General features: G+C 43.6%; 20 protein-coding genes and 2 tRNA genes. 13 read left to right on the top strand and 9 right to left on the bottom strand.

What is annotated here, in order from left to right; translation table 11 throughout:
- From F955_RS05245 to F955_RS05235, 3 genes are all read left to right on the top strand, one after another.
- Nucleotides 1-1,689, top strand: a complete 1,689-nt coding sequence (locus tag F955_RS05245) for a PepSY-associated TM helix domain-containing protein (protein ID WP_004892087.1) — start codon at nucleotides 1-3, stop codon at nucleotides 1,687-1,689.
- A complete protein-coding gene (locus tag F955_RS05240) occupies nucleotides 1,686-2,024 on the top strand; it encodes a DUF3325 domain-containing protein (RefSeq protein WP_004892084.1) in 339 nt (112 codons plus the stop codon). Before F955_RS05245 ends, F955_RS05240 begins: the two co-directional genes overlap by 4 nt.
- Nucleotides 2,025-2,121: 97 nt before the next feature.
- Nucleotides 2,122-2,646 carry a tetratricopeptide repeat protein gene (locus F955_RS05235; protein ID WP_004892081.1) on the top strand — a complete coding sequence of 175 codons (525 nt, stop codon included), beginning with the start codon at nucleotides 2,122-2,124 and terminating at the stop codon, nucleotides 2,644-2,646.
- Nucleotides 2,647-2,672: 26 nt separating this feature from the next.
- On the opposite strand, the gene F955_RS05230 is transcribed toward F955_RS05235, so the two are convergent.
- Nucleotides 2,673-3,710 (bottom strand): DUF4917 family protein, encoded by a 1,038-nt coding sequence (locus tag F955_RS05230; RefSeq protein ID WP_004892078.1) that lies wholly within the window; start codon nucleotides 3,708-3,710, stop codon nucleotides 2,673-2,675.
- A gap of 227 nt (nucleotides 3,711-3,937) precedes the next feature.
- On the opposite strand from F955_RS05230, the gene ahcY reads away from it, so the two are divergent.
- The 8 genes from ahcY (at nucleotide 3,938) to F955_RS17025 (ending at nucleotide 14,440) form a co-directional block, all read left to right on the top strand.
- Nucleotides 3,938-5,320 (top strand): adenosylhomocysteinase, encoded by a 1,383-nt coding sequence (gene ahcY / locus F955_RS05225; RefSeq protein WP_004814998.1) that lies wholly within the window; start codon nucleotides 3,938-3,940, stop codon nucleotides 5,318-5,320.
- A gap of 191 nt (nucleotides 5,321-5,511) precedes the next feature.
- Entirely contained in the window at nucleotides 5,512-6,348 is an 837-nt protein-coding gene (metF, locus tag F955_RS05220) for a methylenetetrahydrofolate reductase [NAD(P)H] (protein WP_004892076.1), read from the top strand.
- A 106-nt stretch (nucleotides 6,349-6,454) separates the two neighbouring features.
- Nucleotides 6,455-7,165, top strand: coding sequence for a 16S rRNA (uracil(1498)-N(3))-methyltransferase (locus tag F955_RS05215; RefSeq protein ID WP_004892073.1), 711 nt, complete (start codon nucleotides 6,455-6,457; stop codon nucleotides 7,163-7,165).
- Between the two features lie 195 nt (nucleotides 7,166-7,360).
- Complete coding sequence (locus tag F955_RS05210) at nucleotides 7,361-10,237, top strand: putative bifunctional diguanylate cyclase/phosphodiesterase (RefSeq protein WP_004892070.1); 2,877 nt, start codon at nucleotides 7,361-7,363, stop codon at nucleotides 10,235-10,237.
- Nucleotides 10,238-10,375: 138 nt separating this feature from the next.
- Nucleotides 10,376-12,655: an NADP-dependent malic enzyme gene (locus F955_RS05205; protein WP_004814993.1), complete on the top strand. Its 2,280-nt coding sequence runs from the start codon at nucleotides 10,376-10,378 to the stop codon at nucleotides 12,653-12,655.
- An 83-nt stretch (nucleotides 12,656-12,738) separates the two neighbouring features.
- Nucleotides 12,739-13,971 carry a multifunctional CCA addition/repair protein gene (locus F955_RS05200; protein ID WP_004814992.1) on the top strand — a complete coding sequence of 411 codons (1,233 nt, stop codon included), beginning with the start codon at nucleotides 12,739-12,741 and terminating at the stop codon, nucleotides 13,969-13,971.
- Nucleotides 13,972-14,170: 199 nt separating this feature from the next.
- Nucleotides 14,171-14,296, top strand: coding sequence for a hypothetical protein (locus tag F955_RS16965; RefSeq protein ID WP_017401631.1), 126 nt, complete (start codon nucleotides 14,171-14,173; stop codon nucleotides 14,294-14,296).
- Between the two features lie 60 nt (nucleotides 14,297-14,356).
- The gene (locus F955_RS17025; RefSeq protein WP_305790509.1) at nucleotides 14,357-14,440 is read left to right on the top strand and encodes a hypothetical protein; all 84 of its coding nucleotides are present in this window, start codon (nucleotides 14,357-14,359) and stop codon (nucleotides 14,438-14,440) included.
- Nucleotides 14,441-14,614: 174 nt separating this feature from the next.
- Here F955_RS17025 and epmA read toward each other — a convergent pair whose 3' ends face one another.
- The 5 genes from epmA to F955_RS05170 all read right to left on the bottom strand — a co-directional run bounded on the left by epmA (nucleotide 14,615) and on the right by F955_RS05170 (nucleotide 20,966).
- Nucleotides 14,615-15,589: an EF-P lysine aminoacylase EpmA gene (epmA, locus tag F955_RS05190; RefSeq protein ID WP_004814990.1), complete on the bottom strand. Its 975-nt coding sequence runs from the start codon at nucleotides 15,587-15,589 to the stop codon at nucleotides 14,615-14,617.
- Nucleotides 15,586-16,653 (bottom strand): 4-phosphoerythronate dehydrogenase, encoded by a 1,068-nt coding sequence (locus F955_RS05185; RefSeq protein WP_004892065.1) that lies wholly within the window; start codon nucleotides 16,651-16,653, stop codon nucleotides 15,586-15,588. Before F955_RS05185 ends, epmA begins: the two co-directional genes overlap by 4 nt.
- A 141-nt stretch (nucleotides 16,654-16,794) precedes the next feature.
- Nucleotides 16,795-18,033, bottom strand: coding sequence for a CaiB/BaiF CoA transferase family protein (locus F955_RS05180; RefSeq protein WP_004814986.1), 1,239 nt, complete (start codon nucleotides 18,031-18,033; stop codon nucleotides 16,795-16,797).
- A gap of 52 nt (nucleotides 18,034-18,085) precedes the next feature.
- Nucleotides 18,086-19,516, bottom strand: a complete 1,431-nt coding sequence (locus F955_RS05175) for an MFS transporter (RefSeq protein ID WP_004892063.1) — start codon at nucleotides 19,514-19,516, stop codon at nucleotides 18,086-18,088.
- A gap of 226 nt (nucleotides 19,517-19,742) precedes the next feature.
- Nucleotides 19,743-20,966: an acyl-CoA dehydrogenase gene (locus F955_RS05170; protein WP_004892060.1), complete on the bottom strand. Its 1,224-nt coding sequence runs from the start codon at nucleotides 20,964-20,966 to the stop codon at nucleotides 19,743-19,745.
- A gap of 241 nt (nucleotides 20,967-21,207) precedes the next feature.
- Here F955_RS05170 and F955_RS05165 point away from each other — a divergent pair, with 241 nt between their 5' ends.
- A complete protein-coding gene (locus tag F955_RS05165; RefSeq protein ID WP_004892057.1) occupies nucleotides 21,208-22,167 on the top strand; it encodes a LysR substrate-binding domain-containing protein in 960 nt (319 codons plus the stop codon).
- A 37-nt stretch (nucleotides 22,168-22,204) separates the two neighbouring features.
- Here the strand turns inward: F955_RS05165 and F955_RS05160 are convergent.
- The 3 genes from F955_RS05160 to greB form a co-directional block, all read right to left on the bottom strand.
- A tRNA-Ser gene (locus F955_RS05160) sits at nucleotides 22,205-22,295 on the bottom strand.
- Between the two features lie 242 nt (nucleotides 22,296-22,537).
- Nucleotides 22,538-22,628: transfer RNA gene (locus F955_RS05155), tRNA-Ser, on the bottom strand.
- A gap of 88 nt (nucleotides 22,629-22,716) precedes the next feature.
- Nucleotides 22,717-23,211 carry a transcription elongation factor GreB gene (gene greB / locus F955_RS05150; protein ID WP_004814978.1) on the bottom strand — a complete coding sequence of 165 codons (495 nt, stop codon included), beginning with the start codon at nucleotides 23,209-23,211 and terminating at the stop codon, nucleotides 22,717-22,719.
- Between the two features lie 367 nt (nucleotides 23,212-23,578).
- Between greB and F955_RS05145 the strand changes: the two genes are divergently transcribed.
- Nucleotides 23,579-24,694, top strand: a complete 1,116-nt coding sequence (locus tag F955_RS05145; protein WP_004892055.1) for an MltF family protein — start codon at nucleotides 23,579-23,581, stop codon at nucleotides 24,692-24,694.
- Nucleotides 24,695-24,711 lie beyond the last annotated feature (17 nt).

Here is a 24,711-nt window from a genome sequence, read left to right as displayed (position 1 = left end):
ATGAGACCAGATGCAAAACCGGAAGGTCCACGCCAGTCCATGTCATGGCTGCATACTTGGGCCAGTTTAATCTTGGGCTGGCTGCTTTATGCGATTTTTCTGACAGGTACATTAAGTTTTTTCCAGAATGAAATTACCATCTGGATGAAACCAGAGTTGCACCAGTCTGTTCCGCAAGCCACCCAGATTGAACAGACCCGGGTGGCACTCGCCTATTTACAGAAAAATCATCCTGATGCGGGTAGCTGGGCCATTCAGCTACCGCATGCTCGTCAGAACTATACTACGCTCAATATCCGTGGCGCTGGTGAAGATCCTCGTGCACGCCGCGGCGGCACACGAATTACTTTGGACAGTGCAACCGGTGAAGTACTAGAAGCACGCGAAACCCGTGGTGGTGGTTTCCTGTACCGTTTTCATTTTGAGTTATATGGCATGCCACGTATGTGGGCACGCTGGATTGTCGGGATTGCGACTTTACTGATGATGGTGGGAATTATCAGCGGGATTATTACCCATAAGAAAATCTTTAAGGATTTCTTTACCTTCCGCCCAGGTAAAGGACAACGTTCATGGCTAGATGCACACAATGCAACCGCGGTATTTGCACTTCCTTTCCATATTATGATTACATTCAGTGGCTTATTGCTGCTGTTATTTACCATCATGCCTTGGGGCGTAAACCAGATTTATGAAAATCGTGGTGCTTTCCTCCAAGATCAACGTAAAACTTTAGTTCAGAATAATAGTCAGGAAGCTGAATCTCGTGCAGGTCGTGGCGAACGAGGTGAAATGGCAGGTCGCGGTGAAGCACGTCGATCTCGTGACGAAAATTCCTCTGCCCGTCCAGCGCCTTTAACCGATCTGGCACCGGTTCTGGCAGCTGCGGACAAAGAATGGAATAACAATCCGGTTGGTACCATCACCATTATTCGGCCAAATACCAGCCAAGCTGAAATCGAATTACGTGCTCTGAATGGTATCAGTGTTGCCTATCGTAGCGTGTACCCAAGTCTGGAATTCAACGGCGTAACCGGTGCGCTCAAACTGGATCAAACTGAACTAAAAACACCCTCAGTCGCGAATGGCATCTATAACGTGGTGACTTCACTGCATGAAGCACGCGGTGTGGATCTCGCCCTGCGCTGGTTACTGTTTCTGTCTGGTATTGTCGGCACATTGATGATCGCTACTGGTCTGATTCTATGGTGTGTGAAACGTGCACCGCAACAGCAGAAACAGGGCTATAAATCTTTTGGTTATCGTACGGTAGAAGTGACTAATATCGCAGCAATTATCGGTCTACCTATTGCCTGTGCTGCTTACTTCTATGCCAATCGTTTTATTCCGGTGGAACTGGAAATGCGTACCAACTGGGAAATCCGTACCTTTTTTATAGTATGGGTGCTGACTTTCTTCTATGCCATGATCCGGACGCATCGTCAGGCCTGGTTAGAGCTGCTGGCACTGGCAACTGCTTTATTTGCCCTGCTTCCGGTCATAAATGTCCTGACTGGTGGACAGCCAATCTGGAATACTATAGCGAATGGTCAATGGGTTATTGCAAGCTTTGACCTGGCTATGTGGCTACTAGCTGTTGTGTTCTGGCTTACCTTTAAGAAAGTGAAAAATCACCAAGGCTTGCCTTCTAAAAAAGCTAAGACTACAGCTGTGGAGACTGAAGTATGATGTTCTTCTTATTCATCTGGTCTGTATCTGCACTGGGCTTTATTGCACTGGCGGCTTCAATGTCTAAACATCAAAAACAGATATTTGGCAAAGAACTGGATGCTGGCAAAACCCGACTAGCCACACTTGCTGGCTGGGGACTGCTGATCATTGCGCTAATTTTTTGCCTGTTTAGCGGTACGATCAGCAATATGGTCAGCTATTGGCTAGGTAGTCTGACTTTTTCAGCATTAGTAGTTGGCCTGAGCCTGACTTACTTTGAATTAAAAATTAAAATAATCAGTATTGGCTTTGTGCTCATTGCATTCATTTCTGGACTAATTTGCGTATTTTAAGCTCAATTTAATTTCTTTTATAAAAAAGCCAGTCTTCGGATTGGCTTTTTTATTTTGAACCTTTTAATCTACATGCAAAGATTTTTGAGATTTTGACATGACCGAGCGTGTTTCTCCCCCTGCCACTCTGGCAAACCGCGCACTGGCAGGCAATGCCGAAGCACAATTTGAACTTGCCGAACTATATATGCACAGCGAGCATGAAGATGACATTATCCTGGCTGAAGAATGGGCACTAAAAGCAGCGAACGGCGGTCTGGTTGAAGCCATGTACTGGCTCGGTGAAGGTTATACGGTTTATGCCAAAGAAATTGCGGAGGAAGACCCGGAAGAATCCAAAGCTCACTTTGAGTTAGCCTATTACTGGCTCAGCAAAGCCAATTTCGAAAAACACCCAGCGGCGACTTTAGAACTGGCAGGTTTTTATCGTCGTGGTGATGTGGTTGAAAAAGATGTCGAAAAATCTATTGCACTGGTGAAACAGGCAGCTGAATGGGGTGAAGTTCAGGCCATGCGTGACCTTGCCTTTATTTATGCCAATGGTCTTGGTGTTGTAGCGGATGACATACAGGCAGATTACTGGACACAAAAAGCAGACGAAGCTGAGCAGGAAATAGAATAAAGAAGAAGCCCATCAGATGATGGGCTTTATTTATGGATTGTTCCAACAGCCTGAACTTTCACTGTTAAAAACTCTATTTCTATCTTTGAGTTAAGTTTATTTATTAGCTGTTTTACTCTATAACAATAGTCTTGATCATTTTTAAAAACTGAAATTGCTACTTTACCATCAGCTTTGTTTTTAAAGATTTGTTTAACTAAATGGTGCTCTTGCTCTCCTAACCCCCAACCATAAATGACTAGATTTTTACCATCATCTAAAAACTCAGGAAGAATTTCATAAAAGACTTTACTCAAATAATTACTATCTCTGATTGCATCCATTTTTTTTACACTAGTCCCTTCAGCAACAAAAATAGGAATATTATCGTCAACCCAATTTTTTTCGATTATTTCTAATAGATCCGATTGATCCTTTCTTTTCACTTTACGTTCAACTTTATTTGCATAGCGAAATAACGTTAGATTACCATGCTGATAAAAGGTTCTAGTAATTTCCTTTTCATAAGGTCTTCTGTAATATGGCGTTTTCAAATAATCCCATCGATCAAATATAATCCCTTCATTCTTAAATCCATCTTTAAATACATGACCATCATTATTTTTTTCATTTCCATACATTCTTATCCAATGTAAAATAAGATCATAATTAAGTGAAACGATAGTAGAAAATTGCTTGGTAAACTTATAAAGAATAGGTAATTGCTTAACTATTTGAGCATGTTCACAATGAACCTCTTTAACAACTTCGATCAGTGCTTGTTTGATATTCTCATATGCTGAATCAATTTTCGGATCTACTATTCCCAAATGTTTATTTACCAACTTTGCATGCCAAACTAATCTCAAGATTAGCTCAAAATCACATGTATCAAATTCAACAAAAAGTTTAGATATATCTTCACTGAAAAGTTTTAATTTCTCAGCTTCTGCTTTTAATGAGCTAAACCCAAATTTAGAGTGCAAAGTAATACTAGCACCATTTCCAATAATTAAATTGCTATGCCTATAGTTATCTTTAATTTCAACCCATTCTTTAATTGAATACTTTTCATTGTCCGTCATAGTTTAATCTCAAAATTTTCTTATTAGTCAGATATTAAACAATTTCGGATTGGAACCAAATTAATTTCCAAGTACAATACCCCGCTAGTCGAGGGATGCTGCGACGTTTTACAGGTACGAAATGTAAAAGCGCCAGGCTCGACGATCGGTCCATCTTTTTCTAGACAGACCAACAACGGCATCCGCGAACTGAATGATCAATTATTGTTTTTTATAAGGAGATCGTGATGAACGCGGTTAATGCTTCATTTACAGATTATAAAGTTGCCGATATTTCACTGGCTGACTACGGCCGTAAAGAAATCAAACTTGCAGAAGCTGAAATGCCAGCCCTAATGGGTCTGCGTAAGCGTTACTCTGCTGCTAAACCACTTGCTGGCGCTAAAATTTTGGGTTGTATCCACATGACAATCCAAACAGCTGTTCTTATCGAAACTTTGGTAGAACTGGGTGCTGAAGTTCGTTGGACATCTTGTAACATCTTCTCAACTCAAGACCACGCTGCTGCTGCCATTGCTGCGTCTGGTGTTCCAGTATTTGCCTGGAAAGGCGAAACTGAAGAAGAATACATGTGGTGTCTTGAACAACAAATCAATGTAAACGGCACACCTTGGGATGCCAATATGATTCTGGACGATGGCGGTGACTTAACTGCACTTGTTCATGAAAAATACCCAGAAGTATTAGCGAAAATCCACGGTATTACTGAAGAAACAACAACTGGTGTTCAACGTCTGCTTGAAATGTGGAAAGACGGTTCACTTAAAGTGCCTGCAATCAATGTAAATGATTCAGTAACTAAATCTAAGAATGATAACAAATACGGTTGCCGTCACTCACTGAACGATGCCATCAAACGTGCAACAGATATGTTGTTATCTGGTCGTCGTGCGCTTGTCATTGGTTACGGTGACGTAGGTAAAGGTTCTGCACAATCGCTTCGTCAAGAAGGCATGATTGTACGTGTTTCTGAAATCGACCCAATCTGTGCAATGCAAGCATGTATGGACGGTTACGAAGTTGTATCTCCATACAAAAATGGCGTGCAAACAGGTAAGAAAGAAGATGTAAATGCTGACCTTCTTTTAAACACTGACTTGATCGTAACAACGACGGGTAACTACCACGTATGTGATGCTGCAATGCTTGATACATTAAAAGCAGGTGCTGTGGTATGTAACATCGGTCACTTCGACACTGAAATCGACACCAACTACTTACGTGGTTACAAGTGGGTTGAAGTTAAGCCACAAGTACACCAAGTGTATCGTTCAGAAAACGAAAATGATTACCTGATCCTTCTTTCTGAAGGTCGTCTGGTGAACCTTGGTAATGCAACAGGTCACCCTTCACGTGTGATGGACGGTTCATTTGCTAACCAAGTCTTGGGTCAAATGCATTTATTCGCTGAGAAATTTGCTGATCTACCTGAAGATCAAAAACAAGCAGCGATTCGCGTTGAACTTCTTCCTAAGAAATTAGATGAAGAAGTTGCGGCAGCCATGGTTGCAGGCTTTGGTGGTGTGTTAACGCAGTTAACGCAAGAACAAGCGGATTACCTTGGTGTAGCTGTTGAAGGTCCGTTTAAGTCTGACGCTTATAAATATTAATTAGCCCTCACCCCATCCCTCTCCCATAGGGAGAGGGTGAAACTCTCAAGTCATTTACATCTCAGGTTTTATTTATGACATGTAAATAATTTGATTCAAAACCCTGTGTTATTCAGTAATGAATACTCCTCTCCCTTTGGGAGAGGTCAGGGAGAGGGTGAATAAAAAGTATTTATAAAAAGGATTTAAACATGTCTAAACAGATTCCTATTTCTTTTGAGTTCTTCCCAACCAAAACTGATGCTGGTGCGGAAAAACTTAAAGTAGTTCATCAAGAACTACAATTGTTAAACCCAGAATTCTTCTCTGTGACTTATGGTGCCGGTGGTTCAACCCGTGAACGCACCTTGTCCACATTGGCTGATTTCAATGGTAAAGGGACGCCAGTTGCCCCTCACCTTTCATGTATTGGTGATAGCAAAGAACGTATCGCAGAATTACTGGATTTATATAAATCTCAGGGTATCAACCGTATTGTGGCACTGCGTGGTGATTTACCATCAGGTCAAGTCGGTTTAGGTGAATTACCATACGCGCAAGATTTGGTTCGTTTTATCCGTGAACATTCAGGTGATCATTTCCATATTGAAGTGGCAGCCTACCCTGAAATGCATCCACAAGCAGACAACTTTGACGCTGATATCAAACGTTTCTGCGAAAAAGCCCGTGCTGGTGCCAATGCTGCACTTACACAGTTCTTCTTTAATCCAGATGCGTACTTCTACTTTGTAGAACGTATCCAAAAAGAAGGGGTGAATATTCCTGTTGCACCGGGCATTATGCCAATTACCAATGCCAGCAATTTAATCCGCTTTGCCGATGGTACAGGTGCAGAGATTCCACGCTGGATTCGTAAACAATTGGCAACTTATGGTGACGATGCTGCATCCATCAAAGCATTTGGTCATGAAGTGATCGTTAAACTTTGCGAACGCCTGATTGCTGGCGGTGCACCAAGCCTGCACTTCTACACCATGAACACCACTGACCCTACACGTCAACTTGTAAAAGACTTAGGTCTTGCATAAGTTTTGAGGCGGTATTTTCCTTCCTTAATTTATCCCTTTGGGAGAAATACAGAGGGGGCGTAAAAAAATACCGTCTTGTTTTGTTCCACTTGAGAGTAATCCTTAAATGCCACGTTTTTTTATTAAAGCAGACTTAAATGTTGATTCCACGGTTGAGTTAACTGAAACCGTTTTTCATCATTGGGTGAAGGTATTACGTGCTCAAGTCGGTGAAAAAGCCACCCTGTTCAATGGGCAAGGTGGTGAATATGAAGTTGAACTTGTAGAAGTTGCCAAAAAGTCAGCTACTGTACAGGTCAATAGCTTTAACCCAAGCAACCGCATGCCAAAATTCAAAGCTTTATTGGGTCAGGTCATGAGTAAAGGCGACCGTATGGATTATGCCATTCAAAAAGCGGTTGAACTTGGTGTCTCAGAAATTCAGCTTTTAACCTCTGAGCGCTGCGAAATGCGCCTCAAGTACGATCGTGACCAAAAAAAGCTCGATCACTGGCAAGCTATTGCTACGGCAGCCTGCGAACAATGTGGTTTGAATATTGTTCCAAAAATTCTCCCTCCGATGTCACTGGAAAACTGGTTGCAAAGTGAACTTCCTCAAACCAAGCTCGTGTTGGCTCCAAACAAAGATGAAGTGGATGTTCTTTACAATGCAACGCCAGACTTGGCATTACTCATTGGCCCAGAGGGTGGACTCAGTGAGGCTGAAATCTCTGCTGCCAATACTCAGGGATTTGTGAACTGGTGTATTGGTGAACGTGTTCTGCGTACCGAAACTGCGCCTGTCGTAGCTTTATCTATTTTGAACTACAAATTTTAATTTCTCTCAATGATCAATTTTACTTTATCGCATTTGTAAAAATTTGTGGGGCTTTTGATTGATTTTTATATATTGGCACTTTAGTCTTAATAAGATAAAAATGAATGACCTATTAAATGATAAAAGTTACTTATTTAAGGGGCTTAATAAAAACAATGCAGTACCACCCTTACGTAGATTAAAGGCATCTTAATCATGATTCATAATCAGGATGATTATATTCAGCAGCAGCTAAACAGTGCACAAATCGTGAATACGATTCGTCACAGTCGATACTTTTTAATTAGTATCCTGCTGGTATGTCTTTATATCTTCTGTATTTACCAGTTACATTATCATCCGGCAGACAATTACCTGAATCTCTGGTTTATTCTTACTGAGATGGTGGTCTGCATGTGCTGGCTGATTAGTACCGTCTACTTTAAACCGAATGAGTTTAAACTGGAAACTGCTCACCGCTGGCTACAAATCCAGTGTCTACTGGTAGGTATCTGTATTTCAACCGGGATTTTTACCCTGTATGTTCATTTGCCGCGTGTAAATCCATCTTTTGAACTGATTGAAGCACTGACCCTGACTGGCTTGCTGATTATGGTGACTCAAGCTTTTGGTCTCACCTATCTCACGCAAAAACTGAGTTATTTCTGCCTGATATTCTTGCCGTCCCTGGTCCCATTCTTCTTTCTGCAGATCACGGAATCCTCTTCACTTAATCCGTTTTTCAGTCTGGCACTAAACTTTTCTGTCATTGTCATTTTACTGTGTGCCAATAGTACTTACCGTATTCATCAACGTACTTCACGTCTATATGCGGAGAATAATCTGTTGGTGACAAATGCTGAACAGCAAGTTACCTGGACTGATGAACTGTGTAAACAGTTACAAACTGAAGTAAATAAATCCAAAGATATCGAACTTCAGTTACAGCTCAATAATCAGCTGCTAGAACAAAAAGTGCGGGAACGTACTTATGATATCGAGCAGATTAATCTTGCCTTACAGGACCAGCATCAGAATCTGGAACTTGCGCATGAAATTGCAGGCATCCGCCCTTGGGACTGGAACATTAAAGATCGAACTATTACCCTGACTACACATACACAAGAAAAAATCCAGCGCAGTTCTGGTCAGCATCAGGCACAACTGCATCATCTGATCCATCCGGATGATCTTCATCATTTCAAAGATATGATGAAACAGCATTTACGCGGTCAGGTAGAACGCTATGAAGCCACCTACCGCATCCAGAATACCCAAGGGGTATGGGGCTGGGTTCATGATATCGGGCGTGTCATCAGCCGTGATCCAAAAACCAATAAACCTGTACGCATGGTCGGTATTCGCCGTGACATTCAGCAGGAACGTAATTCTCAGGAAGGATTAAAACTTGCAGCCAGCGTATTAGAGCAAGCGGCTGAAGGTATCTTTATACTTAATCAAGAGCTGAGCTATATCGAAGTTAATCCTTTTTTCGAGCAACTTTCTGGTTTTGAACGTCAGCAAATTCTGGGCAAGCACCTGTTTGATATTACGGTAAATACCAAATCTCAGCAGCGCAGTGTACATGCCAATATCATCAAGCAGGTCATGAAGATTGGTTCTTTTGATGGTGAACTTAATGAAAAATTCTTGTCCGGCAAAGAGATGCCACTATGGCTGCATATCAATGCCATTATGGATGATGAAGGCCGTATTACCCACTATATTGGGATTGTGTCGGACCTGACTGAACGTAAGCTTCAGGAACAGCGTCTGTCTTATCTGGAAAATTATGACACCCTGACCGACTTACCAAATCGTTTCTATTATAACTATCAGCTGCACCAGTACCTGGTGACACAAAAAGATTCCATCAAGCAGATGGCGGTGATTCGGATCAATATCGACCGTTTCCGTCCGCTGAATGAATATCTGAGCAACAACGGTGGTGATGAGTTATTACGTCAGGTGGCACAGCGCTTACGCTTAACCAATGCTGAAGCCATGTTTGTTGCGCATTTGAATGGCGATGACTTTGCCATTCTGTATGAAATCTCGCATATTCGTCCTTCCGTGCAGGAACATTGTGAGCATATTGCGAAAGCCTTTAGTCAGCCATTCAATATCTTTGGTCAGGACTATGAAATTACGCTTTCAATGGGGGTAGCTTTTTATCCTGATCATGGCCGCCAACTGGACTATCTCAATAACTGTGCCGAACAGGCACTGAGTGAAGCTAAGAATCTCGGTGGGAATACCATTCACTTTTATTCAAGTGAAAATACTGCCCTGCTGGAACAAGGAATTTTCATTGAACGCGATCTGCGTAAAGCCATCCAGAATGGTGAACTGATCGTCTATTATCAGCCGAAGATCAATCTTAATGACCAGAAGATCTACGGTTTTGAAGCCTTAATCCGCTGGAATCATCCGGAGAAAGGCATTATTCCACCGGGGATGTTTATTCCATTGGCAGAACAGACCAGTATGATTTCGGAAATCGGTCAACTGGTGATACAGCAAACGGCAAAACAGATCCGTAAATGGAATGACCAGGGTTTCCATAATATCTGTGTTTCAGTGAATATTGTGGCACAACAACTTCGCCGCGGCCAGTTACTGGATGATCTGGATGAAGCGATCAAACTGAACTGCATTTCTGGTTCGAATCTGGAACTGGAAATTACCGAATCTTCATTAGTAGAAAATTCTGAAACCGTAATGAATGTGCTGAATCAGATCAAGGAACGTGACATCAACATTTCCCTGGATGACTTTGGTACGGGCTATTCGTCCCTATCTTATCTGGCAGAGTTCCCAATCGATATTTTAAAGATTGACCGCAGTTTTGTATCTAAAATTGGTGAAGCCAAACAGGATGCTATTGTCAGTGCAATGGTTGCAATGGGCAAAGCCATGGGAATGAAAGTAGTGGCTGAAGGTATTGAGACAGAGCAGCAGCTAGATTTCCTACGTCAACTCGGTTGTGATATTGCACAGGGCTATCTGTTTTCCAAGCCGCTTCCTGAACAGCAAGCGACCGAATTTCTTGAACAAAATATGACACCTGAGACTTATACCTATCAGGTATAAATCCAGACCTAAGACCAATTATTTCTTCAAAAAACGGGTGTGTTTGGCTGGGCTAAGCGCACAACTAGTGATATATTCTCCTGTATTCCGCGGTTATGTTACCTGCAATTGGGTAATTATTGATACATCGAGAGACTAATGGACGAACAATCTTTAAAACAACAGGCACTGTACTACCACGAATTTCCTACCCCCGGCAAAATCAGCGTCACCCCAAGCAAACAACTCGTTAACCAACATGATTTAGCACTAGCTTACTCTCCAGGTGTTGCAGCGCCGTGTTTGGAAATTGAAAAAGACCCATCTAAAGCAGCGCTGTATACAGCACGTGGTAACCTGGTTGCGGTAGTAAGTAATGGTACAGCGGTTCTTGGCCTGGGTAACATTGGTCCTTTAGCATCTAAACCGGTTATGGAAGGTAAAGGCGTCCTGTTCAAGAAATTTGCTGGCGTCGACGTATTCGATATCGAAATCGCAGAAAATGATCCAGACAAAATTGTCGACATCGTTGCAGCATTAGAACCGACTTTTGGTGGTATTAACCTCGAAGATATTAAAGCACCAGAATGTTTCTATATCGAACAGAAACTTCGTGAACGCATGAACATTCCGGTGTTCCACGATGACCAACACGGTACATCAATTATTGTAGGTTCAGCATTACTCAATGCTTTAATCATCAATGGTAAAAAAATTGAAGAAATCAAGATCGTAGCATCTGGTGCAGGCGCTGCTGCATTGTCTTGCTTGAACCTTCTTTGTGCACTAGGTGCTAAAAAAGAGAATATCATCGTTGCTGACTCACGTGGTTTATTGACTACAAAACGTGAAGGCTTAGATGAATCGAAAAAAGCGTATGTACAAGACATCGAAGGTACTCAGCTTGCTGACGTAATGGACGGCGCAGATATGTTCCTGGGTCTGTCTGCTGCAGGCATTCTGACTCAAGACATGGTCAAGAAAATGGCCAAAGACCCAATCATCTTTGCCTTGGCTAACCCGGATCCGGAAATTTTGCCAGAACATGCCCATGAAGCACGTTCAGACGTGATCATGGCAACTGGCCGCTCAGACTATCCGAACCAGGTGAATAACGCACTTTGCTTCCCATACATCTTCCGTGGCGCACTTGACGTTGGTGCAACCACCATTAACGAAGAAATGAAGATTGCTTGTGTACACGCGATTGCGCGTATGGCACATGTCGAAGCAGATGCTGCATCTTATGGTGAAAAATCAGCATCATTTGGTCGTGATTACTTAATTCCTCGCCCACTGGATCAACGTTTGATTTTAGAGATTGCACCAGCAGTTGCTAAAGCAGCGATGGATTCTGGCGTAGCAACACGTCCAATTCAAGACTTCTCTGTGTATCATCAACGTTTGTCTGAGTTTGTTTATAACTCAGCATTTATGATGAAACCGATTTTTGCTCAAGCAAAATCAGATCCTAAGCGTATTGCATATGCGGAAGGTGAAGATCTTCGTGTACTTCGTGCTGTACAAATTGCAGTGGATGAAGGCATGGCGAAGCCAATTTTGGTGGGCCGTACAGCAGTAATTGAAGCAAATATCAAAAAATTGGGCTTACGCTTAGAAAACGGGGTGAACATCACCATCGTTGACCAAGAAAAGAACCCAGACTACGAGAAATTTGCCGATGACTACTACAGCATTATGCAGCGTAAAGGGGTAACACCAGAATACGCACAACGTGAAGCTCGTCGTCGCTCAACACTTATCGCATCTATGCTTGTCAAACACGGCCTTGCAGACGGTATGTTATGTGGTACGTACTCAAGCTACGACATCCACTTGGACTTCGTCAGCAATATCATTGGTAAAAAAGACGGTCACAATACCTTCTTTACTTTGAATGCCTTGATGCTTGAAGAGCGTAACCTGTTTATTGCAGATACCTATATCAACCGTAATCCAACTGCTGAACAGCTTGCTGAGATGACCATTCTTGCTGCTGAAGAAGTACGTCGTTTCGGTATGACACCACGTATTGCGCTATTGTCTCACTCTAGCTTCGGTTCTGACCAGAACGATGCCAGTGCACAGAAAATGCGTAAGGTCTACGACATTCTGTCTGAGATTGCGCCTGAACTAGAAGTTGAAGGTGAAATGCATGGCGATGCGGCACTGGATGAAAATATCCGCCAGTTTGCTTATCCGAACTCACGCTTCAAAGGTGCTGCGAACCTGTTGATCATGCCAAACCTGGATGCAGCTAACATTTCGTTTAACCTGTTAAAAGCAACTTCTGGTAACAATGTGACCATTGGCCCGATTTTACTGGGTGCAGCGAAACCAGTTCATATTTTAACGCCGACAGCGACTACACGCCGTGTCGTGAATATGACTGCTTTGACTGTTGCAGAAATCCAACAAGCGGAACAAGACGCCCTGTAAGCAAACGCGGCGAACGCCGAGTTTCTTGACTTGAGAAAACCTCTATTCTGTAGCATGATGCTTCTAAGAATAGAGGTTTTTTCATGCAAGTTTATTTAGTAGGCGGTGCAGTTCGGGATCATTTGCTCGGACACCCCTATCACGAAAAAGATTATGTAGTGGTGGGCGCAAGCCCCAATCAAATGCTCAATCTGGGCTATCAGCCGGTTGGGAAGGATTTTCCTGTATTTTTGCATCCTGAAACAAAAGAAGAATATGCATTAGCACGTACCGAACGTAAATCCGGCACTGGTTATCATGGTTTTGAATTCCATACCGATACCAGCGTCACGCTTGAACAGGACTTGATCCGTCGCGACCTGACCATCAATGCCATGGCCATGGATGAAGCCGGTCATGTGCATGATCCCTATAATGGTCAACAGGATCTTGCTGACCGCGTTTTACGTCATGTTTCTGATGCTTTTATTGAAGATCCACTCCGCGTATTACGTGTAGCGCGCTTTGCTGCGCGTTATCATGCAATGGGCTTCCATGTTGCCACAGAAACACTCGATTTGATGCGTCAACTCACTGAATCAGGGGAATTAAATACGCTAACACCTGAACGGGTCTGGAAAGAAACATCCCGTGCCCTGATGGAATCACATGCGGATATTTATTTTGAAGTATTACGCAGCTGTGGTGCATTAAAAGTACTGTTCCCAGAAATTGATGCCCTGTTCGGCGTCCCGCAACGTCCGGAATATCATCCGGAAATTGACTGCGGTATTCATACCATGATGTCGCTACAACAGGCTTGTCGCCAGAACTATGATTTGGATGTACGTTTTGCTGTTCTGGTGCATGACTTAGGTAAAGCCTTAACACCTGCCGAGGAATTGCCACGTCATATCATGCACGAAGAGCGTGGTGTACAGCCGGTAACTGAATTGTGCGAACGTTTCAAAGTACCAACTTATACCAAACAACTGGCAATTGCAGTCTGTAAAGAACATTTAAAATGTCATCAGGCACTCAATCTGAAACCAGGTACTTTATGGCGGCTATTGCAGCGTCTGGATGTATTACGTCGCCCGGAACGTGTAGAAGCTTTTGTGCAAGCCTGTGAATGTGATTCTCGTGGCCGTTTAGGTCTGGAAGACCGTGCCTATCCACAAGCGCAATATGTGCGGGAAGCCATGCAAGTGGTTCGTGGCATCAAGGCTCAGGATTTACCAGCAGATATTCAAGGTCCTGATATTGGCGAGATGCTGATTGAACGTCGTATCCATGCCTTAGCCGAGCTGAAAGAACGCCATACTGCCTTAATTTAAGAAAGCTCCTTCGGGAGCTTTCTTCTTTGTATATATTGATATCTAAAATACTTTTATTCTGCGCACTTATATTCATATTCAAAATTATTAGAATTCATTGACCTCACCTTCCGCCTAAAATCAGGTTATCTCTCTTTCGCTTCTGTCTGGATAAAAACTTATGAATTTTCTGATTCGTCCTTTGCAACTTTGACAGGATTTGTATGCAATCCATGCACTTACTACACAACTTGGCTATCCCACCACAGTAGAAAATATTCAGCAGCGCTGGCAACGCATTCATCAGGATGCGAATGATTTGACGCTGGTCGTTGAACATGAATAACAGGTCATAGGCTATGCAGGTTTAATTCAGAAAGACACCTGGAAATTTGATGGGGAATATTTGCGAATTCAGGCTTTTGTAGTTGATCAGGCTCATCGCGGGCAAGGTGTGGGAAAAGGCTCATTGCAGCGATTGAAGAGTTAGCTAAACAACGTCTTTTAAAATTGATACAAGTAAATAGCGGCAATCGTGAGGAACGTTTAACTGCACATGCTTTTTATAAGAATCTGGGTTTTGATGCTTACAGTATCGATTTTTCGGAAATATCTGGCTTAATCAGCCTGCTCAGATAACAGGCTGATTAGATCAGGAAGAGGATCAGGAAATATCTGCCGGGAAAGTAATTACCTTTTCAAGCTTCATCTGATTGGTGGCGATCATCAACAGACGATCCACCCCAAGTGCGATCCCGGAACATTCCGGCATATTCGGTAAAGCAGCCAACAGATACTCATCAATCGGCATGACATGTAAACCGAGAGAGCTACGCTCTACATTATCTGCTTCAAAGCGTGAGCGTAACACTTCCGCATCAATCAGCTCATCATAGGCATTCGCCAGTTCCAGACCTTCTATATAAAGTTCGAAACGTGCTGCAACCAGTTCACCATCTTCATTGAGTTTGGTTTTTGCTAATGAAGCAAGTTCAGGCGGGAAATCGGTCAGAAATACCGCTGTGTCAAATCCCAAGCTCGGTTCCACCATATGCGAGAACAACAGGTCAATATAGGCCAGACGATCCTGCCCCAGATCCAGATTTAAACCGACTCGACGGCAGCAGTCTTTCAATTCCTGTAAAGTTGCCTGTAAGGGATTCAGATCTAGTCGATCCATAAAAGCATGCTTATAGCTCAGTACCGTTGGACGGACTTCACCAAAACGGGCTTTTAATACCACATTTAACAGATCTGAAACTTCAAACATCAGGTCTTTCAGGCTAAAGCCTGGACGATACCATTCCAGCATGGTGAATTCGCTGTTATGTTTACGCCCATGCTCATCATCACGAAACACTTTGCAGATCTGGTAAATCGGGCCACTACCACTTGCCAACAGGCGTTTCATCGCAAATTCAGGAGAAGTTTGCAGATAATGGGTATTGAGCTTACCCAGTACATGACGTTGTGCTTGCACAGATGCCAGATGCACATCGGTCACACCCGCTTGAGACAAAATCGGGGTTTCTACTTCCAGCACATCACGTTCCGCAAAGAACTGACGCAGCTGTGCATATAAATGAGCACGTGCGCGCATCGCATTTACATCACAGCTCGGTTGATAAGCAATCGTCATGCTTTCGGTCCTCCATGTGCCGCCCATTCACGACGTAACGGATAGGTCTTACGTAAATGGTCAAAAGCCTGTTGATCGACTTTAGCGTCTTTTAAGCAAGCACGCAGATTGGCATCGTCACGTTGGATATCATAGATTTCACCCAGGTGCTGTTTGAGAGCTGCTTTTAGATCCTGTCCTGCAAAATATGGCACACATTCTGGTAACTGGCTTTCAAACTGCTTATTAATTTCATAGCCAAAATGACGACAGAAAGCCTCATAGATCATTTGTGTACCACGCGCCTTACCTTCCAGACTATAACCGGCAATATGTGGCGTTACCAAGCTGGCCAGATCCAGCACTTCAGCCGAAATCAACGGTTCATGTTCAAATACGTCCAGTACCACCTGACGCCGAGTTGCCTGGATATCAGCGATTAATGCTGCTTCTTCAACGACTGGTCCACGTGCTGAATTGATCAGGATAGTTTCAGGCTTCATTTGGGCAAAGGCATCTGCATTGATCATATGATAAGTCAGATGCTCACCCTGTTTGGTCAAAGGAACATGAATACTGATCGCATCGGATTGCGCCAATAAGCTTTGTAGATCAACCTGTTCAATATGGTCTCGTTGTACAAAAGGATCACAACCGATCACACGCCAGCCTAGCAGATCTGCCATATAAGCCAGTCGCGTACCCACGTTGCCTAGCCCAATAATTCCCAAGGTAAAATTGGCGCCAGCATCCAGGAGGGCTGGACGAAGTTTTAATAAGGCAGTAATCACGTACTCAGCCACGGCTTGGGCATTACAACCGGCGGCATTGCTCCAGGCAATCCCCTGCTGTTCAAGTGCAGCAATATCCAGATGATCCGTACCAATCGTCGCACTACCAACAAACCTGACCGGGCTGCCTTCCAGTAGCTGTGAATTGACTTTGGTCACTGAACGCACCAGTAAGGCATCTGTATCCTGCACATCTGCCGCAGTCAGTGTACGCCCTGCACAATGCTGAATCTCGGCAAATTCTGCAAAGAAATAATTGGTAAATGCCAGATTTTCATCTGCGACAATTTTCATAATGCCTTCCAACAACACAATGCCGTTATCTTAACGCGTGATGCTGCTGATGACTATTCAGTTATGTGGACTTCTATTTTCTTAAGTGATTAAAAAAACCGAAGACTGGCTTCGGTTTAAGTAGAAAAAAACATTAACAGTTTAGGAAGCCGCAGATACAACATGATCAATAATACCCTGCGCATTGAGCGCGGCAATTTCTTCGGGACTACGGAACTGCGACAGAATCTGCTGGGTATGCTGTCCCAGTTTTGGCGGTGCATGACGATATTGTACAGGTGTATCCGACAGCTTGATCGGTGAACCAATCATTTTAAACTGGGCGTTTAAAGGATGCGGTAAATCTACCAGCATTTCCCGTGCAGCAACTTGGGGCTCATTCAAAGCATCTTCAATCGAGTTAATCACACCGACGGGGACTTTGACCGCGTGAATGGCATCAACCCAGTCTTTGGCATTCTTTGCAAGAAAATATTCTGACAATAAGGGAATCAGTTCATCACGATGTTTCACCCGATCCTGATTGCGCTGGAATTTTTCATCCTGCAAAAGTTCAGGTAACTCAATTGCCATGCATAAATCCCGGAATTGCTTATCATTGCCACAGGCGATAATAAATTCCTTATCTTTGGCTTTAAAGGTTTGATAAGGCACAATATTGGGATGATGATTTCCCATTCGTTTTGGTGCCGTGCCTGAAGTTAGATAGTTCATCCCCTGATTGGCCAAAGCAGCTACCTGTACATCCAGCAAAGACATATCAATATATTGACCTTTACCTGTATGATGACGAGCCAACAGCGCAGCCTGAATGGCAATGGTCGCATACAGCCCGGTTTGAATATCCACAACCGCTACACCGACCTTCTGCGCACCACCACCCAGGACATCATCTGCTTCACCGGTAATGCTCATCAGACCTGACATGCCCTGAATAATAAAGTCATAACCCGGCTCTTCGGCACGAGGCCCGTTCTGGCCAAAGCCAGTAATCGAACAATACACCAGCTTCGGATTAATGGCCTTTAAGCTTTCATAATCCAGCCCATAGCGCGCTAATGCACCCACTTTATAGTTTTCAATCACCACATCGGCAGTTTTGGCAATATCCCGGATGAGTTCCTGTCCTGGTTCAGAGGCAATATCGACAGTGACCGAATATTTATTACGATTGGCACACTGAAAATAGCCTGCCTCACGGGTATTTTCACCAGATGGCGTTTTCATCCACGGCGGTCCCCACATGCGGGTATCATCCCCCACACCTGGACGCTCGATCTTAATCACTTCAGCACCCAGATCTGCCAGAATTTGTCCACACCATGGTCCTGCCAGTACTCGGCTTAAATCCAGTACACGTATTCCTTTTAATGCACTCATACTCAATCCTTTTTTCATTGGCCAGGAAACCCAGCCTTTATAATGTTGATGATTACTGACTTGCAGTCGCTGGACGAGTTGGTTTTTTCGCAGCCACTGATCCAGTTGAATCACCATTTTCTGCTTCAGCCGGCTTCACCAGACTGGACTGTTGTGGATCATATTGACGCTCACGAATGAACAATCCTGGAATCACCCCGGCAATAAAGTACGCAGTTCCCATCACGATAAATGCCATGGTGAATGAACCACCTGCGGCAATAAAACCGATAGTTGCCGGTGCAATCGCAGCACCTAGACGGCCCATGTTATAGGCCCCACCAATTGCCGTACCGCGTACATCAGTTGAAAAGGTTTCAGCCATATAAGTTGCATTGACACCGTATGGAATTCCGTAAAGGAAACCGAAAGTAATCAATAAGTAGGCAATATTGGTTGGGGTATTATAGAAAATGATGATTGGCAGGAAAGCCGCTGTACTGACCGTACCAAATACAAAGGTAATACGACGTCCAAATTTATCCGCTGCATAACCGGCAATAATCTTGCCCAGAATCATGGCGGTATAAGCACCGACCATATAGCCAGTCAAGGCTTTGAAATTCATATTGAGTTCGGTTTCCAGATAGGTCGGCATCCAGTTATTGACACCGTAATAACCAAACTGCAGAAATGCGGCAGTTGTCATCCATAACAGGAACATACGGCGATGCGACTGATGACCAAAGATACGCTTATAAATGCTTTCTGATGGTTGTTGAGCAGTAACTGTTGTTTCTGGATTTTCCAGTTTCAGCGCTTTACGTTTCGCCTGCTCGATTTTCGCTTCCTGCCAGGATGCTGGCTCTGGCACAAAACGCATAAATAGCAATGCAAAAGCGGCGGGAATGATTGTCACGTAGAACAGCATGCGCCAGCCATAGTCTGGAATAATCGCACCAGCCATCAAAGTCGCCACGATATAACCGACAGTTTGACCCGTCTGTAAGGTACCTAGTACTGTAGTGCGGTATTTGGTCGGTACATATTCTGCCATCAAGGTATTACAGGCCATGTACAGTGAACCCAAGCCGAATGCACCAATAAAACGAAGTACCATGAATTGCTCATAGCTTTGAGTGAAACCTAAGATACAGGTCATAATTGAGAAAAACACGACTGACCAGGCGATGGTTTTTACCCGTCCAAACTTGTCGCATGCCCATCCACCCGTAATCCCGCCAAGTGCCATCCCGGCCAAAGAGGCACTCCCCAGCATTCCGGCCTGAAATGAAGTCAGGCCAAACTCTGCTTTGAGACTGGTCAAGCTAAATGACAACAGCATAATATCCACACCGTCAATCACCAGAGAGACGAATGCGAAGATAAATGCCAGTTTCCAGGTATGGGCATGAATGCGATGAGCTGTGCCGACATTATTCGGCAGCTTTATACCCAAGGCAACAGCGTCCTGATGGAGACTATTTTGATTTTCGTTGTTCATGTATTACCTCATTTTCCCAAATGAGTCATCGACATTCCTCTGTCTTCAGGTTTACAGCAGCGTTCTTTATTCTTTTTCTGCTTACATCTTATGAACTTCTGCTTATTAATACTGAGAATGACAAGAAAGCTTCACGATGAATCCTTTATTTAAGTTATTGACCGTTTTTTAGGGACAAAAGCCCTAAGGATGCTCAACCCTGAGCATCCCGAATTTAGAAAATAAATTAATTAGAAAAAGCTGCGATACCTGTTTGGGCACGACCGAGAATCAGTGCGTGTACATCATGGGTACCTTCATAGGTATTCACCACTTCCAGGTTGACCAGATGACGTGCCACACCAAATTCATCAGAGATGCCGTTACCGCCCATCATGTCACGCGCAACACGAGCAATATCCAGGGCTTTACCACAGTTATTTCGTTTGATCAGTGAAGTTCCTTCTACCGAAGCAATCCCTTCATCTTTCATACGGCCAAAACGTAAAGCGACCTGTAAGCCAAGCGCGATTTCAGTTTGCATATCCGCCAGTTTTTTCTGAATTAGCTGGTTGGCTGCCAATGGGCGACCAAACTGTTTACGGTCCATGGTGTATTGATGCGCAGTATGCCAGCAGAATTCAGCTGCGCCCATCGCACCCCAGGCAATGCCATAACGTGCACTGTTCAGACAGGTAAATGGTCCACGTAAGCCACGAATTTCCGGAAACGCATTTTCTTCTGGAACAAATACATTATCCATCACGATTTCGCCGGTGATCGAAGCACGCAAACCCACTTTGCCGTGAATCGCTGGTGCAGATAAACCTTCCCAGCCTTTTTCCAGAATAAAGCCACGAATATCCCCAACATTACCTTCAACAGAGACTTCTTTCGCCCATACTACAAATACATCGGCAATCGGACTATTGGTAATCCACATTTTTGCGCCAGTTAAGCGGTAACCGCCATCGACTTTCTTGGCACGGGTAATCATGCTGCCCGGATCTGAACCATGATCTGGTTCAGTCAGGCCGAAACAGCCGATATATTCACCAGTTGCCAGTTTTGGCAAATACTTCTGTTTTTGCTCTTCAGAACCAAATTCATTGATTGGCACCATCACCAGCGAGCTTTGTACGCTGGCCATAGAACGGTAACCTGAATCGACACGTTCAACTTCACGTGCAATCAGGCCATAGCTGACATAGTTCAACCCGGCACCACCATACTGTTCAGGAATCGTCGGTCCTAGCAAGCCGAGCTCACCCATCTCACGGAAAATATTCGGATCAGTCTGTTCATGACGGAATTGTTCCAATACACGTGGTTGAAGCTTCCCCTGACAATAAGCGCGTGCAGATTGCATAATCATGCGCTCTTCTTCTGTCAGTTGCTGCTCCAGTAAAAATGGGTCTTGCCAGTCAAAATAGTTTTTCTGGGCTTTTTTTGTATTGACCATTTGATTCATCGCATCCTCTGCTTAACTGTCCATTGTTCTCGATCTTCTGACTTGATCCTAGGCAGGAATGAAATAGCTTTCAAACGAGTATTTAGCATGTAGATATGCGTTAATTGCATAACTGAGATATAAGCCTTTTAATCAACAACCCTTGAAGCCTGATTAACTCAACGCTGTAGACCAAAGTTGTATATAGGTTTAAGTTTAATATGTCATTTTGTGATAGGACGATATTTTCAAGGAGGAAATTATGCGCCGGAAAATCCCTTCTACCCAAAGCCTCATGTGCTTCGAATCTGCAGCACGCCATGCCAGTTATACCCATGCTGCACAGGAGCTCTTTCTGACGCAGAGTGCGATCTCACGCCAGATCCAGCATCTGGAAGAATTACTCGAGGTACAATTGTTTAGCCGTACGCGTCATGGCGTGGAACTGACCGCAGCAGGACAGCAATATTATGAAAGTATCAAACCTTTATTAATAAGTCTGGAACAAGCTACGCTGGATGTCATAGAACATAAAGGTCAAGGCGGTACGCTGAAACTGGGGGTTGTTCCTACTTTTGCAACCCGGTGGCTATTACCTAAGCTACATCGTTTCCAGCAGCGTCATCCGGAAATTACTGTACATCTGGAAACCAGCACACGCCCCTTCCTGTTTCATGAAACTATCTTCGATGCTGCCATTTATGCAGGCACACCAGAACAGGTCGCACAGTGGCCTGGAATTACCAGCCATTTCCTGATGCATGAAGATGTGGTTGCTGTCTGTTCACCCAGTCTCATCAAAACACATTTAAAAATGAATGTAACAGCTAACACACCACATTTAATACTGAGTGCTGAACAGCTATTACAGTTACCGCTTTTACAACAGACGACCCGCCCCACAATCTGGCAGGACTGGTTCGAATTGCATCAGGTAAAACATCCAAATCCTTTAGGCGGACAGCGGCATGAATTATTTTCTATGCTTGCCGTTGCAGCCAAACATGATATGGGAATGGCCCTGATTCCGCAGATGTTAATTGAAACAGAACTCGCCAGTGGAGAACTGGTGAAAATTTCTGATCAGAAACTGGAACGACGCCGGGCCTATCACCTGATTCATGCCCATAATGAACATTCCACGCTCATTGCCAGATTTGTAAACTGGATGAAAGAAGAACTACAGCAAGAACCCATTCAGGCTGATTCTGAAGCCCCATAAAAAAAACCCCAATCTTTCGACTGAGGTTTTGCAAATCTGGCGGAAGCGGTGAGATTCGAACTCACGGAGGGGTATAAGCCCTCGTCGGTTTTCAAGACCGGTGCATTAAACCGCTCTGCCACGCTTCCATGGACGCCATCATATAAATATTTCTGTTTCTTGGCAATAAATTTTCGCAAAACTTATTAAAAAATCCGTTCAATCAGCTAATTTTCAGCCGGACGCTTTTCTTGAGTAGACACTTGATAGATAGATGAATAATAAAAATAAACCCAATAAATTTATAATGCTGATTAAAACGGAATCACTAACATGAAAAAAAATTATAAACATAAAAAAACCCCAATCTCTGGATCGGGGTTTTCAAATTTGGCGGAAGCGGTGAGATTCGAACTCACGGAGGGGTATAAGCCCTCGTCGGTTTTCAAGACCGGTGCATTAAACCGCTCTGCCACGCTTCCATGGGCGCCATCATATAAATAAAAATCCGGCTTGGCAAATATTTTTGAGAAATTTAGCTATCAAATGCACAAAATAAAATCAATTCGGTCAATTTGCTGAATTTTCAGGCTTTTCATAGCGGATGGTATTGATGAACCAGACTTTCTTACCAGAGGGTGTTATTACTTCTGCTTCATCATCAACCTGCTTGCCAAGCAGCGCACGTGCCATTGGCGAATCAATCGAAATATGCTGTGGATGATGGTCATAAATTTCATCGACTCCCACTATACGTAAAGTCTTTTGTTCTCCGGCTTCATTTTCAATTTCGACCCAAGCACCAAAGTAAACCTTCCCTTCCTGCTCAGGTGAAAAGTCAATGATCCGTAGCTCTTCCAGACGTTTGCCCAAATAACGGACACGACGGTCGATCTTGCGTAACAGCTGCTTGTTATACTGGTAATCAGCGTTTTCAGAACGGTCGCCGAGGCTGGCGGCCCAGTTCACTTTTTTAGTGATTTCCGGTCGTTCTTCATGCCACAGATATTTAAGTTCTGCCACTAATTTGTCATGCCCACCACGGGTAATCAAATTGGATTTCATCGTTTTCTTACACCACTCATGACATCATTTTCCTTGCTAACTGCCCTATTTTATTGGCTATTTTAACAAGCAAACATAATACTAAAAAAATTTTCCAATGATTTTAAATACTTAAATTACATTTTTAAACATTTTTGCGTACAAAATTTGACAATCTATTTTTTGATCATTACCATGCGCACATCTAATTAACTTTGTTTATTTTTTACTCTGTGTAGTTTTTCTACACATTGCCGTTTAATCCCAAGTCATTTTGAATGACGTCATGACTGCCCAACCCTAATTGAATTTATCAACTTTAAGAAAGTTCTGTGGTGTCTTTTGCCTAAAACTTTCGAGGGCATAAATTACTTGTAGCGGAGACAACATGCACAGTAGTTCATCTTCTGGGTCGAGGCTTTGCCTAAGATCTTTATTTTCCTCTCTCCCTGTAAAAATTCTTGTATTGAGCACTGCGCTTGTTCCATTCCACGCCATCAATGCAAGTAAAACACCAGCACATCAGTTTGATAGTGTCGTTAACAGCAATAAGCTTACTGTCGTTGCTGTGAAGAGCCCGACCACAGTGTTTGAAGAAGGCGGTCACCTGCATGGTTTTGGTTATGATCTGGTTCGTAACTATGCCAAAAACATGAATGTAAAACTGGATTTCAAAACAGTCAGCGATGATGCCACTGCATTGAAAATGGTTGCTCAAGGCAAAGCCAACATGGCAATGACTACAAGCAGTATCAGCAGCATTGAAGCGCGTAAACTGACGTCATTCTCTGCAACTTGTGGTGATGGCAGTTCTCTGTCGTCTAAAGGCCTGAATGCCAACCTGAACTGGGTTTTCAAATCAGCCAATGATCCATTGAGCCAGACTGCAAGTAATTTCGTATGTAACAGCAAGCAAAGCGGCGCAATCAATCAGCTCGCTTCCTTTTACAATCAGAATGTAGTCGAGGAGCATTTCAAGGATAATATCCATCAGGATCTTAGCCAGCGCCTCCCCATTTACAAGGCCAGCTTCCAGCGATCTGCACAGCAATACGGCCTGGACTGGCATCTGCTCGCCGCGATCGGCTACCAGGAATCTTATCTCAAGCCAAACTCCGTGTCCCCGACCGGTGTCCGTGGTCTGATGATGCTGACAAGCTCAACCGCAAAGGCAATGGGTGTAAATAACCGTACCGATCCTGTTCAAAGTATTGAGGGCGGTGCGAAATACTATGACAAGATGCTGTCACGCTTTGAGCATATTCCTATGCCGGACCGTAACTGGTATGCCTTAGTAGCCTATAACATGGGTCCGGGTGCAGTTCAGAAAATTCAGAACAGTATCCGTAACCAGGGTAAGGATCCGGATAACTGGGTGAACCTGTATAGCTATCTGGAGCATAACAAAGCCAGTAATGGCCGTTATCGTCAGGCGTTGCAATATGTAACCCGTATCCGTTCTTATCTGGAACAGATTAAAAGTTCAGAGCTTGTGAATATCTAATTTATTCAAGCCATAAA

The organism is Acinetobacter schindleri CIP 107287 (genome assembly GCF_000368625.1).
Lineage (GTDB): Bacteria > Pseudomonadota > Gammaproteobacteria > Pseudomonadales > Moraxellaceae > Acinetobacter > Acinetobacter schindleri.
Note: the sequence above shows the minus strand (reverse complement) of the source record. Positions and strands in the feature narration are given on the sequence as shown.

What these genes read in the sequence shown, in the direction of transcription:
- F955_RS05175 (WP_004892063.1), bottom strand. Translation starts at nt 19,516, where the DNA reads ATGAACAACGAAAATCAAAATAGTCTCCATCAGGACGCTGTTGCCTTG.
- F955_RS05235 (WP_004892081.1), top strand. Translation starts at nt 2,122, where the DNA reads ATGACCGAGCGTGTTTCTCCCCCTGCCACTCTGGCAAACCGCGCACTG.
- ahcY (WP_004814998.1), top strand. Translation starts at nt 3,938, where the DNA reads ATGAACGCGGTTAATGCTTCATTTACAGATTATAAAGTTGCCGATATT.
- metF (WP_004892076.1), top strand. Translation starts at nt 5,512, where the DNA reads ATGTCTAAACAGATTCCTATTTCTTTTGAGTTCTTCCCAACCAAAACT.
- F955_RS05180 (WP_004814986.1), bottom strand. Translation starts at nt 18,033, where the DNA reads ATGAGTGCATTAAAAGGAATACGTGTACTGGATTTAAGCCGAGTACTG.
- F955_RS05245 (WP_004892087.1), top strand. Translation starts at nt 1, where the DNA reads ATGAGACCAGATGCAAAACCGGAAGGTCCACGCCAGTCCATGTCATGG.
- F955_RS05210 (WP_004892070.1), top strand. Translation starts at nt 7,361, where the DNA reads ATGATTCATAATCAGGATGATTATATTCAGCAGCAGCTAAACAGTGCA.
- epmA (WP_004814990.1), bottom strand. Translation starts at nt 15,589, where the DNA reads ATGACGATTGCTTATCAACCGAGCTGTGATGTAAATGCGATGCGCGCA.
- F955_RS05185 (WP_004892065.1), bottom strand. Translation starts at nt 16,653, where the DNA reads ATGAAAATTGTCGCAGATGAAAATCTGGCATTTACCAATTATTTCTTT.
- F955_RS05170 (WP_004892060.1), bottom strand. Translation starts at nt 20,966, where the DNA reads ATGAATCAAATGGTCAATACAAAAAAAGCCCAGAAAAACTATTTTGAC.
- F955_RS05205 (WP_004814993.1), top strand. Translation starts at nt 10,376, where the DNA reads ATGGACGAACAATCTTTAAAACAACAGGCACTGTACTACCACGAATTT.
- F955_RS05145 (WP_004892055.1), top strand. Translation starts at nt 23,579, where the DNA reads ATGCACAGTAGTTCATCTTCTGGGTCGAGGCTTTGCCTAAGATCTTTA.
- F955_RS05240 (WP_004892084.1), top strand. Translation starts at nt 1,686, where the DNA reads ATGATGTTCTTCTTATTCATCTGGTCTGTATCTGCACTGGGCTTTATT.
- F955_RS05230 (WP_004892078.1), bottom strand. Translation starts at nt 3,710, where the DNA reads ATGACGGACAATGAAAAGTATTCAATTAAAGAATGGGTTGAAATTAAA.
- F955_RS05200 (WP_004814992.1), top strand. Translation starts at nt 12,739, where the DNA reads ATGCAAGTTTATTTAGTAGGCGGTGCAGTTCGGGATCATTTGCTCGGA.
- F955_RS05215 (WP_004892073.1), top strand. Translation starts at nt 6,455, where the DNA reads ATGCCACGTTTTTTTATTAAAGCAGACTTAAATGTTGATTCCACGGTT.
- greB (WP_004814978.1), bottom strand. Translation starts at nt 23,211, where the DNA reads ATGAAATCCAATTTGATTACCCGTGGTGGGCATGACAAATTAGTGGCA.
- F955_RS05165 (WP_004892057.1), top strand. Translation starts at nt 21,208, where the DNA reads ATGCGCCGGAAAATCCCTTCTACCCAAAGCCTCATGTGCTTCGAATCT.